The 14,817-nt window shown below is 58.8% G+C and carries 15 protein-coding genes; 12 read left to right on the top strand and 3 right to left on the bottom strand.

Annotated elements, in window-relative coordinates; all coding sequences use genetic code 11:
* Window positions 1-31: 31 nt before the first annotated feature.
* The gene (locus PSH59_RS04150) at window positions 32-952 is read right to left on the bottom strand and encodes a GlxA family transcriptional regulator (protein ID WP_248075983.1); all 921 of its coding nucleotides are present in this window, start codon (window positions 950-952) and stop codon (window positions 32-34) included.
* A gap of 220 nt (window positions 953-1,172) precedes the next feature.
* Between PSH59_RS04150 and PSH59_RS04155 the strand changes: the two genes are divergently transcribed.
* The gene (locus PSH59_RS04155; protein WP_248075221.1) at window positions 1,173-2,309 is read left to right on the top strand and encodes an acyl-CoA dehydrogenase family protein; all 1,137 of its coding nucleotides are present in this window, start codon (window positions 1,173-1,175) and stop codon (window positions 2,307-2,309) included.
* A 107-nt stretch (window positions 2,310-2,416) separates the two neighbouring features.
* On the opposite strand, the gene PSH59_RS04160 is transcribed toward PSH59_RS04155, so the two are convergent.
* Window positions 2,417-3,457 (bottom strand): NADP(H)-dependent aldo-keto reductase, encoded by a 1,041-nt coding sequence (locus PSH59_RS04160; protein ID WP_248075223.1) that lies wholly within the window; start codon window positions 3,455-3,457, stop codon window positions 2,417-2,419.
* 248 nt (window positions 3,458-3,705) lie between these two features.
* On the opposite strand from PSH59_RS04160, the gene rplM reads away from it, so the two are divergent.
* The 8 genes from rplM (at window position 3,706) to PSH59_RS04200 (ending at window position 9,503) form a co-directional block, all read left to right on the top strand.
* Window positions 3,706-4,134 carry a 50S ribosomal protein L13 gene (gene rplM, locus PSH59_RS04165; protein ID WP_003171742.1) on the top strand — a complete coding sequence of 143 codons (429 nt, stop codon included), beginning with the start codon at window positions 3,706-3,708 and terminating at the stop codon, window positions 4,132-4,134.
* Window positions 4,135-4,148: 14 nt separating this feature from the next.
* Window positions 4,149-4,541: a 30S ribosomal protein S9 gene (rpsI, locus tag PSH59_RS04170; RefSeq protein WP_003171743.1), complete on the top strand. Its 393-nt coding sequence runs from the start codon at window positions 4,149-4,151 to the stop codon at window positions 4,539-4,541.
* A 267-nt stretch (window positions 4,542-4,808) separates the two neighbouring features.
* Window positions 4,809-5,402 (top strand): ubiquinol-cytochrome c reductase iron-sulfur subunit, encoded by a 594-nt coding sequence (gene petA, locus PSH59_RS04175; protein WP_034095877.1) that lies wholly within the window; start codon window positions 4,809-4,811, stop codon window positions 5,400-5,402.
* The gene (locus PSH59_RS04180) at window positions 5,402-6,613 is read left to right on the top strand and encodes a cytochrome bc complex cytochrome b subunit (RefSeq protein ID WP_032877803.1); all 1,212 of its coding nucleotides are present in this window, start codon (window positions 5,402-5,404) and stop codon (window positions 6,611-6,613) included. Before petA ends, PSH59_RS04180 begins: the two co-directional genes overlap by 1 nt.
* Window positions 6,613-7,395, top strand: a complete 783-nt coding sequence (locus tag PSH59_RS04185) for a cytochrome c1 (RefSeq protein WP_305394371.1) — start codon at window positions 6,613-6,615, stop codon at window positions 7,393-7,395. Before PSH59_RS04180 ends, PSH59_RS04185 begins: the two co-directional genes overlap by 1 nt.
* Before the next feature lie 146 nt (window positions 7,396-7,541).
* Entirely contained in the window at window positions 7,542-8,159 is a 618-nt protein-coding gene (locus tag PSH59_RS04190) for a glutathione S-transferase N-terminal domain-containing protein (protein ID WP_248075227.1), read from the top strand.
* A 17-nt stretch (window positions 8,160-8,176) separates the two neighbouring features.
* Entirely contained in the window at window positions 8,177-8,596 is a 420-nt protein-coding gene (locus PSH59_RS04195) for a ClpXP protease specificity-enhancing factor (RefSeq protein ID WP_305394372.1), read from the top strand.
* 157 nt (window positions 8,597-8,753) lie between these two features.
* Window positions 8,754-9,503 (top strand): FadR/GntR family transcriptional regulator, encoded by a 750-nt coding sequence (locus tag PSH59_RS04200; RefSeq protein ID WP_248075231.1) that lies wholly within the window; start codon window positions 8,754-8,756, stop codon window positions 9,501-9,503.
* 45 nt (window positions 9,504-9,548) lie between these two features.
* Here PSH59_RS04200 and PSH59_RS04205 read toward each other — a convergent pair whose 3' ends face one another.
* Window positions 9,549-10,703, bottom strand: a complete 1,155-nt coding sequence (locus tag PSH59_RS04205) for a phospholipase (RefSeq protein ID WP_305394373.1) — start codon at window positions 10,701-10,703, stop codon at window positions 9,549-9,551.
* 234 nt (window positions 10,704-10,937) lie between these two features.
* Here PSH59_RS04205 and kdgD point away from each other — a divergent pair, with 234 nt between their 5' ends.
* The 3 genes from kdgD to PSH59_RS04220 all read left to right on the top strand — a co-directional run bounded on the left by kdgD (window position 10,938) and on the right by PSH59_RS04220 (window position 14,815).
* Window positions 10,938-11,849: a 5-dehydro-4-deoxyglucarate dehydratase gene (kdgD, locus tag PSH59_RS04210; RefSeq protein ID WP_027604837.1), complete on the top strand. Its 912-nt coding sequence runs from the start codon at window positions 10,938-10,940 to the stop codon at window positions 11,847-11,849.
* A gap of 54 nt (window positions 11,850-11,903) precedes the next feature.
* Window positions 11,904-13,349 (top strand): aldehyde dehydrogenase family protein, encoded by a 1,446-nt coding sequence (locus PSH59_RS04215; protein WP_305394374.1) that lies wholly within the window; start codon window positions 11,904-11,906, stop codon window positions 13,347-13,349.
* Window positions 13,350-13,450: 101 nt separating this feature from the next.
* Window positions 13,451-14,815: an MFS transporter gene (locus PSH59_RS04220; RefSeq protein ID WP_248075236.1), complete on the top strand. Its 1,365-nt coding sequence runs from the start codon at window positions 13,451-13,453 to the stop codon at window positions 14,813-14,815.
* Window positions 14,816-14,817: the final 2 nt, after the last annotated feature.

Raw genomic sequence — 14,817 nt, forward strand, 5'->3', positions numbered from 1 at the left:
CTCCCACATTTATCGTGAGTAAAGTCTTATTTTAAGCCGCCTGCTGGAACTGCTGCCGATACTGGTTCGGCGACAAGTCCGTGTGCTGCCTGAACAATCGCGCAAAGAAACTCGCATCGTCGTAACCCACCTCATAACTGATGGTTTTGATGCTCTTGCGGCTGCCCGAGAGCAGGCCCTTGGCCGTTTCGATACGCAGGCGTTGCAGGTAATGCAGCGGTTTGTCGCCGGTGGCGGTCTGGAAGCGGCGCATGAAGTTGCGGATGCTCATGCCATGTTCCCGGGCGACGTCCTCGAAGCGGAACTTGTCGGCAAAGTGCTCTTCGAGCCACTGCTGGATCTGCAGGATGATCACGTCCTGATGCAGTTTCTGTCCGCCGAACCCGATACGCCCCGGCGAGTAACTGCGCTGCACTTCATAAAGAATGTCGCGGGCGACGGCCTGGGCGATATTGGCGCCGCAGAAGCGCTCGATCAGGTAAATGTAGAGGTCGCACGCCGAAGTGGTGCCGCCGGCGCAATACAGGTTGTCGGCGTCGGTCAGGTGCTTGTCCTGGTTAAGCTGGACCTTGGGAAAGCGTTCGCTGAAGGCATTGAAGAAACGCCAATAGGTGGTCGCCTCCTTGCCATCGAGCAGTCCGGCTTCGGCCAGCCAGAACACCCCGGTGGCTTCACCGCAGAGCACGGCGCCGCGCGCGTGTTGTTCGCGCAGCCACGGCAGCACTTGAGGATAGCGGGTGCATAGAGCATCGAAGTCATCCCAGAAAGCCGGCAGCACGATGATGTCGGCGTCTTCCAGGCCGCCGTCCACCGGCATGATCACATCGCTGAAGCTGCGCACCGATTGTCCATCGGGGCTCACCAGGCGCGTTGCAAACGCCGGCGTAAGGCCAAGGCCCTGTTGTTTGCCGTAGCGCAGGCTGGCGAGGTGGAAGAAATCCTTGGCTTGCATGAGGGTGGACGCGAATACCCGATCAATGGCCAAAATGCTGACGCGCCGCAGGGGCGTGGAGATTTGGTTAGACATAATTTCATTTATTCTTATAGGGGAAAGTGGTCACCAGACGGCTGGATCGTCTTATTTTTTGTCGCATGTGTCCAGTGTCCCGTAAGGCTTTCGCGGCATAGGCTCTGTGGGTTCGTCTTTGTCCGACAATCCATGCAGGTGACCCATGATTCCCAGAACTTTGTTCAGTCCGGAGCACGAACTCTTTCGCGAGAGCGTGCGCACCTTCCTCGAAAAAGACGCCGCGCCGTTCCATGGGCAATGGGAAAAACAGGGTTACATCGACCGTGATCTGTGGCGCAAAGCGGGGGAGGCGGGGATGCTCTGCTCCCATCTGCCGGAGGAATACGGTGGGCTGGGCGCGGATTTTCTCTACAGCACGGTGGTGATCGAAGAGATCGGCCGGCTGGGTCTCACCGGCATCGGGTTCTCCCTGCATTCGGATATCGTCGCGCCGTATATTCTGCATTACGGCAGTGAGGCGCTGAAGCACAAATACCTGCCCCAATTGATTAGTGGCGAGATGGTCACGGCCATTGCGATGACCGAGCCAGGCGCGGGTTCCGATCTGCAAGGGGTCAAGACCACTGCCGTGCTGGACGGCGATGAATATGTGATCAACGGCTCCAAGACCTTCATTACCAACGGTTATCTTGCCGAGTTGGTAATCGTGGTGGCCAAGACCGATCCCAAGGCCGGCGCCAAGGGCACCAGCCTGTTTCTGGTGGAGGCCGATACGCCGGGCTTCGCCAAGGGCAAGCGTCTGGAGAAGGTCGGTATGAAGGCCCAGGACACCTCGGAGTTGTTCTTCCAGGATGTGCGTGTGCCCAAGGAAAACCTGTTGGGCCAGGCGGGCATGGGCTTTGCCTACCTGATGCAGGAACTGCCCCAGGAGCGTTTGACCGTGGCGATCGGCGCACTGGCCTCAGCCGAAGCGGCGTTGCAGTGGACGCTCGAGTACACCCGTGAACGCAAGGCCTTCGGCAAGGCGATCGCCGATTTCCAGAACACCCGTTTCAAACTGGCGGAAATGGCCACCGAGATTCAGATCGGTCGGGTATTCGTCGACAAGTGCCTGGCATTGCACCTGGAGGGCAAGCTGGACGTGCCTACGGCTGCGATGGCCAAGTACTGGGCTACCGACCTGCAGTGCAAGGTGCTCGACGAGTGCGTGCAGTTGCACGGCGGTTACGGCTTTATGTGGGAATACCCGATTGCGCGGGCCTGGGCGGATGCGCGGGTGCAGCGCATTTATGCGGGCACCAACGAGATCATGAAGGAGATTATTGCGCGGGCGCTCTAGGGGGGCTGTGCTGCTGAGGCCTCTTCGCGAGCCCGCCCCCACGTTTTGATTGAGAATACAGCCAAATGTGAGAGCGGGCGTGTTCGCGAAGACGGTCTATGGATTGATCAGGGTGCTGGGTTTGGATGATCCTTCTGAATCGCCTCAATCCCTTCCAGCACCTCTTTCGACAATTTCAGATCAGCACTGGCGATGTTGCTGTCCAACTGTTCAAGCGATGTGGCCCCGATAATGTTGCTGGTCACGAACGGCTGCTGCGTCACGAACGCCAGGGCCATCTGCGCCGGGTCCAGGCCATGTTCGCGCGCCAGGGCCACGTAACGGCTGCACGCCGCTTCCGATTGTGGGTTGAAATAGCGGCTGAAGCGGCTGTACTCCGTCAGGCGCGCCTTGGCCGGGCGTGCGCCACCTTCGTATTTGCCACTGAGCATGCCGAACGCCAGGGGCGAGTAGGCCAGCAGGCCGCATTGTTCCCGAATCGCGACTTCCGCCAGGCCCACTTCGAAACTGCGGTTGAGCAGGTTGTAAGGGTTCTGGATCGACACCGCGCGGCTCCAGCCACGGGCTTCGGCCAGGGCCAGGAATTTCATGGTGCCCCACGGGGTTTCGTTGGACAGGCCGATGTGGCGGATCTTGCCAGCCTTGACCTGTTCATCCAGCGCTTCAAGGGTTTCTTCAAGCGGTGTGAGGTCGTCTTCGTCCTTGTGCTTGTAGCTCAACTGGCCAAAAAAGTTGGTGCTGCGTTCCGGCCAGTGCAGTTGATACAGGTCGATCCAGTCGGTCTGCAGGCGCTTGAGGCTGGCGTCGAGGGCTTCAATGATGTGCTTGCGGTTGTGGCGCAGGTGGCCGTCGCGGATGTAATCGATGGTATTGCCGGGGCCTGCGATCTTGCTGGCGAGGATCCAGTCGGCACGGTCGCCACGGCTTTTGAAGTAATTGCCGATATAACGCTCGGTGGTCGCGTAGGTGTCGGCCTTGGGCGGCACCGGGTACATTTCCGCCGTATCGAGGAAGTTGATCCCCGCGGCCTTGGCCCGTTCGATCTGCGCGAAGGCCTCTGCCTCGCTGTTCTGCTCGCCCCAGGTCATGGTGCCCAAGGCTATCGCGCTCACGTTCAGATCTGTACGGCCCAGCTGTCGATAATCCATCGGGTACTCCTTCAGGGAAAACAATCATAAAAGCAGGTTGAATTTTTTTTCGCAATCTGCATAATTGCCCACCTCTTTCTGCAGTGGAAGTGATGCGCCGCCTGCCGAAGAATCTTGCCGTTGAACGGACGCGCCGACCCGAGCCCCCGATAGCGTCTGTATCCGGCTGCCTTTGACTTGTCAAAGTACGCACTATTCAGTAAGATCCGCCGTCTAATTTACAGGGCGGCCCCTGAGGCTATTAAAGAATGACAACTTTTACTGCAAAACCGGAAACAGTTCAGCGCGACTGGTTTGTCGTCGACGCCGCTGGTCAGACCCTGGGTCGTCTGGCCACTGAAGTCGCCAGCCGTCTGCGTGGCAAGCACAAGCCTGAATACACCCCTCACGTTGACACCGGTGACTACATCGTGATCATCAACGCTGAGCAGGTACGTGTTACCGGCAACAAAGCGCAAGACAAAATGTACTACCGTCACTCCGGTTTCCCAGGCGGTATCAAGTCTTCCAACTTTGAAGGCCTGATCTCCAAGAAGCCTGAAGCCCCGATCGAAATCGCGGTCAAAGGCATGCTGCCTAAGGGCCCACTGGGTCGCGATATGTTTCGCAAGCTGAAAGTCTATGCGGGCGCTGTACACCCTCATGCTGCTCAGCAGCCCCAAGAACTGAAGTTTTAACGGAATAGTTCATTATGTCGGCGACTCAAAATTACGGCACTGGCCGTCGCAAAACCGCAACCGCACGCGTTTTCCTGCGTCCGGGCACTGGTAACATCTCGATCAACAACCGCACCCTGGACAACTTCTTCGGCCGCGAAACTGCCCGCATGGTAGTTCGTCAGCCGCTGGAATTGACCGAGACTGTTGAAAAGTTCGACATCTACGTCACCGTTATCGGTGGCGGTGTAAGTGGTCAAGCTGGCGCAATCCGCCACGGTATCACTCGCGCTCTGATGCAGTACGACGAAACCCTGCGTGGCGCTCTGCGCAAAGCTGGCTTCGTGACTCGCGATGCCCGTGAAGTTGAACGTAAGAAAGTCGGTCTGCGTAAAGCGCGTAAGCGTCCGCAGTACTCGAAGCGTTAATTCGCTTTACGTTCCACAAAAACGCCCAGCCTCCTCACGGAGCTGGGCGTTTTTTATTGCCTGCGATTTATGCACATTTTTCGCCGTGACAACTTGCCACATCCGTAGACCCCCTATACTACAAGGCCTGGAGGCTGAGCCCTGGGCAATTCCCTTGTCATACGTGGGGCTTTTCATTACCATTCGGCAAAATTTTTATAAGTAAAGATTCAACACTTAGTAGACGCCTGATTTAACAGGCCAAAAAAGCTGATGGGAGAGGACTGAATGAGCAATGACGGCGTGAATGCAGGCCGGCGTCGCTTCTTGGTAGCAGCCACATCCGTGGTGGGTGCTGCAGGAGCGGTGGGGGCTGCGGTCCCGTTCGTGGGGTCATGGTTTCCCAGTGCCAAGGCGAAAGCCGCAGGTGCACCGGTGAAGGTGAATGTCAGCAAAATCGAGCCAGGCCAGCAGATGATTGCTGAGTGGCGCGGCCAGCCGGTGTTCATTGTTCGTCGTACAGAGGAAATCCTGGGAAATCTGAAAAAGATCGAAGGCCAGTTGTCTGACCCCAAATCTGAGAAATCCGACCAACCCGCCTACGCCAAAAACGAAGCACGTTCGATCAAGCCAGAGATTCTGTTGCTGGTCGGTCTGTGTACCCACTTGGGTTGCTCGCCTACCTTCCGCCCGGAAGTAGCTCCCGTCGATCTGGGCAAGGACTGGGTCGGTGGTTATTTCTGCCCGTGCCACGGTTCCCACTACGACCTGGCCGGACGCGTCTACAAGTCCCAACCCGCGCCGTTGAACCTGCCCGTACCGCCGCATACCTACGAAACTGACGACCTTATTGTCATTGGCCTCGATAAGGAGAACGCGTGATGAGCAAGTTCATGGATTGGGTCGATGCGCGCTTCCCCGCCACTAAAATGTGGGAAGACCATCTCAGCAAGTACTACGCCCCGAAGAACTTCAACTTCTTCTATTTCTTTGGCTCCCTGGCACTGCTGGTGCTGGTCAACCAGATCGTCACCGGCGTCTGGCTGACGATGAGCTATACACCCTCGGCGGAAGAGGCGTTCGCCTCGGTCGAATACATCATGCGTGACGTCGAGTACGGCTCGATCCTGCGTCTGCTGCACTCCACCGGTGCTTCGGCGTTCTTCATCGTGGTCTATATGCACATGTTCCGCGGCCTGCTGTACGGTTCGTACCAGAAACCGCGAGAGCTGGTATGGGTCTTCGGCATGCTGATCTATCTGGCGCTGATGGCCGAAGCGTTCATGGGTTACCTGCTGCCATGGGGCCAGATGTCGTACTGGGGCGCCCAGGTGATCATCTCGCTGTTTGGTGCGATTCCGGTCATCGGTAATGACCTGACCCAGTGGATCCGTGGTGACTACCTGATCTCCGGCATCACCTTGAACCGCTTCTTCGCCTTGCACGTGGTGGCTCTGCCGATCGTGATTCTGGGCCTGGTGGTGTTGCACATCCTCGCGCTGCACGAGGTGGGTTCCAACAACCCGGATGGCGTTGACATCAAGAAGCACAAGGACGAAAACGGCATCCCGCTGGATGGCATTCCGTTCCACCCGTACTACACCGTCAAAGACATCGTCGGCGTGGTCGTGTTCCTGTTCGTGTTCTGCTCGATCGTGTTCTTTTTCCCGGAGATGGGCGGTTATTTCCTCGAGAAGCCTAACTTCGAGCAAGCCAACGCGTTCAAGACACCTGAGCACATTGCCCCGGTCTGGTACTTCACACCGTTCTACGCCATCTTGCGGGCGATCCCCGACAAGCTTATGGGCGTCATCGCCATGGGCGCGGCCATTGCCGTGCTGTTCGTACTGCCTTGGCTCGACCGCAGCCCGGTCAAGTCGATGCGCTACAAAGGCTGGCTGAGCAAGATCTGGCTGTGGGTGTTCTGCATTTCGTTCGTGATCCTGGGCGTACTCGGCGTACTGGCGCCAACGCCTGAGCGTACGTTGCTGTCGCAGGTCTGCACCTTCCTGTATTTCGCCTACTTCATTCTGATGCCGTTCTACACCCGGCTAGAGAAGACCAAACCGGTTCCGGAAAGGGTGACTGGCTGATGAAAAAATTATTCGTTGCATTGATGCTTGCGGCGCTGCCGCTACTGTCATTGGCTGCCGAGCACGGCGGCCCGGAATTGGAAAAAGTCGATATCGACGTGTCTGATAAAGCAGCCCTGCAGGACGGCGCACGCACGTTCGCCAACTACTGCATGGGTTGCCACAGCGCCAAGTTCCAACGCTATGAGCGTGTTGCCGACGACCTGGGTATCCCCCACGAGTTGATGCTGGAGAAGCTTGTGTTCACGGGCGCCAAGATTGGCGACCACATGAACATCGGCATGAAGCCAGCAGACGCCAAGGCTTGGTTCGGGGCTGCGCCGCCTGACCTGACGCTGGTAGCGCGCGTGCGTGGCACTGACTGGCTCTACGGCTACCTCAAGTCCTTCTACGAAGACCCGGCTCGCCCGTGGGGTGTGAACAACAAAGTGTTCCCGAACGTCGGTATGCCTAACGTTCTGGTCGGCCTGCAGGGTCGCCAAGTGGTAGGATGCAAGCAGGTTCAGGTCGTTGAGAACGGCAAGAAACAATATGATCCGTTGACCGGTACGCCTCTGACTCACGAAGCGTGCGACCAACTGACCATCGTGCCTAAGAGCGGTGCGCTGAACGAAGAGCAGTTCGACGAGAAGGTCAAGAACCTCGTGACCTTCCTGGCCTACTCGGCCAACCCGGTCAAATTGCAGCACCAGCGCATCGGTACGTATGTCTTGCTGTACCTGGCTTTCTTCTTTGTATTCGCCTATCTGCTTAAACGCGAATACTGGAAGGATGTGCATTGATCCAACCGTAAGCAATTGCTGTTAATCTTGCGCGCCCAGCGGCATCTCTGACCCGTAGCGACCCGGTCATCAGGTCCTACAGAGATGCTCTCTGGGCGCGCTCGTTTTTGAGCTTTCGATAATTTCAACAAGCGAGGAGGACCGCCATGGGCGTGACCAATCGGTTGGCCTGTTACTCCGACCCCGCCGACCACTATTCCCACCGAGTACGCATCGTGCTCGCAGAGAAGGGTGTCAGCGCCGAGATCATCACTGTGGAGGCGGGCCGTCATCCGCCAAAACTGATCGAAGTGAACCCTTACGGCAGCTTGCCCACCCTGGTCGATCGTGACCTGGCGTTGTGGGAGTCGACCGTGGTGATGGAATACCTGGATGAGCGTTACCCTCATCCGCCTTTGCTGCCGGTGTATCCGGTGGCGCGTGCCAACAGCCGCCTGCTGATCCATCGGATTCAGCGTGACTGGTGTGGGCTGGTGGATGTGATTCTGGATTCGCGCAGCAAAGAAGCCGCCCGTGTGGTGGCGCGCAAGGAATTGCGCGAGAGCCTCACCGGCGTTTCGCCGCTGTTCGCCGACAAGCCTTTTTTCCTCAGCGAGGAACAAAGTTTGGTGGATTGCTGCCTATTACCCATACTCTGGCGCTTGCCGATTATGGGCATTGAACTGCCGCGGCCAGCCAAGCCGCTGCTTGATTACATGGAGCGCCAGTTTGCGCGTGAGGCTTTCCAGGCGAGTCTGTCTGGTGTCGAACGCGATATGCGCTAAGGCTTAAGGAGCCGCTGATGAACTCCAGTCGACCCTACTTGGTCCGCGCGCTCTATGAGTGGATTGTGGACAACGATTGCACCCCGCACATGCTGGTCAACTCTGAATTTCCCAAGGTTGACGTGCCGCAGGGGTTTGCCAGTGACGGGCAGATCGTGTTGAACGTATCTCCGAGTGCTGTGCGCCACCTGCACATGGACAATGAAGCTGTGAGCTTCGAAGGGCGTTTCGGCGGTGTGCCACATACGCTGTTCGTGCCCATTGGTGCCATCCTCGGGATTTACGCCCGGGAAAATGGTCAGGGCATGGTGTTCGATCTGGAGTCGCCTTTCGAGGAGGACGAAGCGGTCGAAAGCGAGGACGGTAGCGATGTGCCGCCACCGGATGCCGAACCGCCGCGTCCAAGCGGACGGCCAAGCCTCAAAGTGGTGAAGTAAGCGGTTCAGCCCTTGGGCGAACCGGAAAAAATGCCCCGACCTGCGTCGGGGCATTTTTTTGCGCGCAGGATATGGATGAAAGTCGCGACTGAACGGTGATCGTACAACCGCCATGGGCTATGATGCTGCCTTAGTCCGCCGAGATAGATGACCCCTCATGGAAAACGCCAACACCGCCCCTCGTCTTCCCCGCAAGCGCCGCAGCCTTGCCCAGGAATTGGTCACGGTGTTGTCCGAACAGATCCGCGACGGCGAGCTCAAGCGGGGCGACAAGTTGCCCACTGAGTCGGCGATCATGGAGGCCCATGGCGTCAGCCGCACGGTGGTGCGCGAAGCCATCTCGCGTTTGCAGGCGGCCGGGCAGGTGGAAACCCGTCACGGTATCGGCACGTTCGTGCTCGACACGCCAAGCCCCAGCGGCTTTCGCATCGACCCGGCGACGGTCGTTACCTTGCGCGATGTGCTGGCCATTCTGGAGCTGCGTATCAGCCTGGAAGTGGAGTCCGCCGGCCTCGCTGCACTGCGTCGCAGCGATGCACAACTGGCGGCGATGCGCGCCGCGCTCGATGCGTTGAACGAAAGCGCGGCCCACGCCGGCGATGCGGTGGCCTCGGATTTTGCCTTCCACCTGGAAATTGCCCTGTCCACCGGCAACCGCTACTTCACCGACATCATGACGCACCTGGGCACCAGTATCATTCCGCGGACGCGTCTGAATTCGGCGCGTCTGGCCCACGATGATCAACAGCACTACATGAGCCGTCTGAGCCGCGAACACGAAGAAATTTATGAGGCGATTGCTCGCCAGGATTCGGACGCGGCACGGGCGGCGATGCGTTTGCACCTGACCAACAGCCGTGAGCGGCTGCGCCACGCCCATGAAGAGGCGCAAGCGCAGCGCGGTTGAATTGCCCGGGTTCGCCGTTCCCACGCGTCGTCTGGGAACGATCAGTCAGACAGGTTGATTGGGTGTGTAGTCCTTAAGCAGCAAATACGTACTCCACCCCCACCAGTCAGCGGTCCAGTGCTTGTCGTTAAGGTCATTTACGTCTTTGCGTCGGAGTACCTTGTCCCCCTCCAGCCTGAACAGTGGCGAAAAGTTGTTCGCCGGGTTCTGGGCCGCGTTCAAATCCGGCACGTATAAAGGTGCCTTGAAGTGGGCCGGGGAGGGCGCCGCACCGCTGATAAACGTGTCGAAGATTTCGTCCGCCGAAGCCTGAACGGCGCGTTTGACCTGCGTCCGATTCGCCGCGTCACTGGCATCGAAGTAGCGTTTATCTCCATAGGCATGCCACTCATCCCCCATGGCATTGCGCACCTTGAGCCCGAATGTGCTGTCTTCGTCGTGCATGAAGCGACTGATCAGCGAACCCAATTCGTCGGGTGTCACCACGGCAGCCAGTTGCTTGCGCGGTACCCGCAGGTGCCCGGCGGAAAACAGATCGGTCAAAAAGTGATCAGCGAAGCTGTTCATGGCATACGCCAGTTCCAGCGCCTGGTCTGTGCCGGTTTGATGGGCCACGGCGGCCTGCTGCAGCGCCGCCGTATGCCCTGCCAGGTAGGCCGACAACGCCCATTCGCCGAAGTGGTCGGCGTTGTCTGCTGCGAGTTTCAGGTAGCGCCCCAGCGGAAACAGTGCCGACACCGCACTGCCACCGCCGGTGATGCGGTTCCACTCTTCGGACAACGTATCGCCAAGCGCGTCATAGGCCTCATGGGGTTGTTTGCCAGCCTTGATGGTCCCGTTGACCGCGTTGATCTCCTTCTGCATTACCGCGAGGATCTTGCCGGCCTCTTCCCGCGACGCCGGCAGTACGGCGAGCGTATTGAAGGCCGCGGTGAAACGTTGCACGCGCTCGGCCGCAGAGGCGCCATCGCTGATGGGCCGGCCGGGAATGCCATAAAAGTCACCGCCCAGAGCAATCACCTGACCGTAGGTCAGCGCAAGCCCGTTGGGCAGGTGCAGTTGGACGTCACGTGCGGGAATCGGCGCGGCATCTTTAACGAAGCGCAGCAGCGTGTCGTCGCCGATCGCGGTGTGTTCGCTGCCTTCGAAGCGCAGAATCGTTGGGGTTTTTTCGGGTGCTGCGAGCTCAAGACCTGACATGTTAGCTCCTTGCTATGTCGTAGGAATCTTCCTTTTTGCTGTACATATATACAGCTATGGCGAGCATAGAGGATAAATTTCCTACGTCAAGAATCCTTGTTTCAACACCCACGGCAGGTCACGGACGATGAATTGCAGTTGACGAATTCTTTTATAGTTGTACGATGACGTACGACATCATTAAAACCAACAACAACCTTTCGCCAGAAAGTCTTTACCCAGGGTGTTCGAATAATGAATCCACAAGAACTGAAGTCCATCCTCTCCCACGGTCTGTTGTCTTTCCCCGTGACCGATTTCAACGCCCAGGGTGACTTTCACCAAGCGGGCTACATCAAGCGTCTTGAGTGGCTCGCCCCCTACGGCGCCACTGCCTTGTTCGCCGCGGGCGGCACTGGTGAGTTTTTCTCCCTGGCCGCCAGCGAATATTCCCAAGTGATCAAGACCGCTGTTGATACCTGCGCCACCAGCGTGCCGATTCTCGCCGGTGTCGGCGGTTCGACCCGTCAGGCGATCGAATACGCTCAGGAAGCCGAACGCCTGGGTGCCAAAGGCTTGCTGTTGTTGCCGCACTACCTCACCGAAGCCAGCCAGGACGGGGTTGCCGCCCACGTTGAGGCCGTGTGCAAATCGGTAAAGATCGGTGTGGTGGTCTACAACCGCAACGTGTGTCGCCTGACCGCACCGCTGCTGGAACGCCTGGCCGAGCGTTGCCCAAACCTGATCGGCTACAAGGATGGCCTGGGTGACATCGAGTTGATGGTGTCGATCCGCCGCCGTTTGGGCGACCGTTTCAGCTACCTCGGCGGCCTGCCGACTGCAGAGGTTTACGCCGCTGCCTACAAGGCCCTGGGCGTACCGGTGTACTCCTCGGCGGTGTTCAACTTCATCCCGAAAACCGCGATGGACTTCTACCACGCCATTGCCAAGGACGATCACGCCACCGTCGCCAAGATCATCGACGATTTCTTCCTGCCCTATCTGGACATCCGTAACCGCAAGGCCGGCTATGCCGTGAGCATCGTCAAGGCAGGCGCAAAAATCGTCGGCTATGACGCAGGTCCGGTGCGCACGCCGCTGACCGATCTGCTGCCGGAAGAATACGAAGCCCTGGCTGCGCTGATCGACAAGCAAGGCCCGCAATAACCCATCAATAAGGCCGCTGAGTAATCAGCGGCCTTTTGCGTCAGGAGAAGATTCGTGTCCCAAGCCCAGCGTTTTGAAAACTACATCAACGGCCAATGGGTGGCCGGTGCCGACTATTGCGTCAACCTCAACCCGTCGGAGTTGTCTGATGTCATTGGCGAATACGCCAAGGCTGACGTCGCTCAAGTCAACGCCGCCATCGACGCGGCCCGCGCCGCATTCCCGGCCTGGTCTACCTCCGGGATCCAGGCGCGCCATGACGCGTTGGATAAAGTCGGCAGCGAAATCCTTGCGCGCCGCGAAGAACTCGGCACGCTGTTGGCCCGTGAAGAGGGTAAGACCCTGCCTGAAGCCATCGGCGAAGTGACCCGCGCCGGTAACATCTTCAAGTTCTTTGCCGGTGAGTGCCTGCGCCTGTCCGGTGATTACGTGCCGTCGGTGCGTCCGGGCGTGAATGTCGAGGTGACCCGCGAAGCCCTCGGTGTGGTTGGCTTGATCACCCCGTGGAACTTCCCGATCGCGATCCCCGCGTGGAAGATCGCCCCGGCCCTGGCCTATGGCAACTGCGTGGTGATCAAGCCCGCTGAGTTGGTACCGGGCTGCGCCTGGGCCCTGGCTGAGATCATCTCCCGCGCCGGTTTCCCTGCGGGCGTGTTCAACCTGGTGATGGGCAGCGGCCGTGTGGTCGGCGACGTGCTGGTCAACAGCCCGAAAGTCGACGGCATCAGCTTCACCGGTTCGGTCGGTGTGGGTCGGCAGATCGCCGTCAGTTGCGTGTCGCGTCAAGCCAAAGTGCAGCTGGAAATGGGCGGCAAGAACCCGCAGATCATTCTCGACGACGCTGACCTCAAGCAGGCGGTCGAGTTATCGGTGCAGAGCGCGTTCTATTCCACCGGTCAGCGCTGCACGGCGTCCAGCCGTCTGATTGTCACCGCCGGCATCCACGACCAGTTCGTCGCAGCCATGGCTGAGCGCATGAAGTCGATCAAGGTGGGCCACGCGCTGAAAAGTGGTACCGACATTGGCCCGGTGGTTTCCCAAGCCCAACTGGACCAGGACATGAAGTACATCGACCTCGGCCAAAGCGAAGGCGCGCGGCTGGTCAGCGGTGGCGGTTTGGTCACGTGTGACACCGAAGGCTACTTCCTGGCGCCGACGCTGTTTGCCGACAGCGAAGCCGCCATGCGCATCAGCCGTGAAGAGATCTTCGGCCCGGTGGCCAACGTGGTGCGCGTGGCGGACTACGAAGCGGCGCTGGCCATGGCCAATGACACCGAATTCGGTCTGTCGGCGGGCATCGCCACCACGTCCCTGAAGTACGCCAACCACTTCAAGCGCCACTCACAGGCCGGGATGGTAATGGTCAACCTGCCGACCGCCGGTGTGGACTATCACGTTCCATTCGGTGGCCGTAAGGGCTCATCCTACGGTTCGCGTGAGCAAGGTCGCTATGCGCAAGAGTTCTACACCGTGGTGAAAACCAGCTACATCGGTTCGTAACACGCAGCACCCCGTGCAACCGCCCCCAACAGGCGGCGGTTGCGCACTCAACACCGCACATCATTACCCGCAAAAAAAATAATTAGTGGGAGTACAGCTACATGCAAGCGACCAAGCCGACCCACGTCCGCTATTTGATCCTGCTCATGCTTTTTTTGGTGACCACGATCAACTACGCCGACCGGGCCACTATCGCCATCGCGGGCTCCAGCCTGCAAAAAGACCTCGGCATTGACGCGGTCACCCTCGGTTACATCTTCTCCGCATTCGGTTGGGCCTACGTGGCCGGGCAAATTCCCGGTGGCTGGCTACTCGATCGCTTCGGCTCGAAAAAAGTCTACGCCCTGAGCATCTTCACCTGGTCACTGTTCACCGTGCTGCAAGGTTATGTCGGTGAGTTCGGTGTTTCCACCGCAGTCGTTGCGCTGTTTATGCTGCGCTTCATGGTAGGCCTGGCCGAAGCGCCATCCTTCCCCGGTAACGCGCGTATTGTCGCCGCCTGGTTCCCCACCGCTGAACGCGGTACGGCCTCGGCGATCTTCAATTCGGCGCAGTACTTCGCCACGGTGCTGTTCGCGCCGCTGATGGGTTGGATCGTCTATCGCTTCGGCTGGCAGCACGTGTTTATCGTGATGGGTGTGATCGGCATCGTGTTCTCGCTGGTTTGGCTGAAAGTTATCCACAGTCCGCGCCAGCATCCGATGATCAACGAGGCCGAGTTCAACCATATCGCGGCCAATGGCGCGATGGTCGATATGGACCAGGACAAAGGCAAGGGTAAGAAAACTGACGGTCCGAAGTGGGATTACATTCGCCAGTTGCTGACCAATCGCATGATGCTCGGCGTGTACCTGGGCCAGTACTGCATCAACGGCATCACCTACTTTTTCCTGACCTGGTTCCCGGTGTACCTGGTGCAGGACCGTGGCATGACCATCCTCAAGGCTGGGTTCATTGCCTCGTTGCCGGCGATCTGCGGCTTTATCGGCGGTGTGCTCGGCGGGGTAATTTCCGACTACCTGCTGCGCAAAGGCCATTCCCTGACGTTCGCCCGCAAGGCGCCGATCATCGCCGGCCTGTTGGTGTCGAGCAGCATCATCGCGTGCAACTACGTCGATGTTGAATGGATGGTGGTGGGCTTCATGGCCTTGGCCTTCTTCGGCAAGGGCGTTGGCGCGCTGGGTTGGGCGGTGGTGTCCGACACTTCGCCGAAACAAATCGCCGGCCTCAGTGGCGGCCTGTTCAACACCTTCGGTAACCTCGCTTCCATCACCACACCGATTGTGATCGGCTACATCATCAGCACCACCGGCTCGTTCAAATGGGCGCTGGTGTTCGTCGGCGCCAACGCGCTGGTGGCGGTGTTCAGCTACCTGGTCATCGTCGGCCCGATCAAACGCGTAGTACTCAAAGAGCCGCCAAGCAAGGGGCCAGAGTTGACCAACCTAACCCAAGCGCATTCCTGAGA

The sequence above is a fragment of the Pseudomonas sp. FP2309 genome, from assembly GCF_030687575.1.
Classification (GTDB): Bacteria; Pseudomonadota; Gammaproteobacteria; order Pseudomonadales; family Pseudomonadaceae; genus Aquipseudomonas.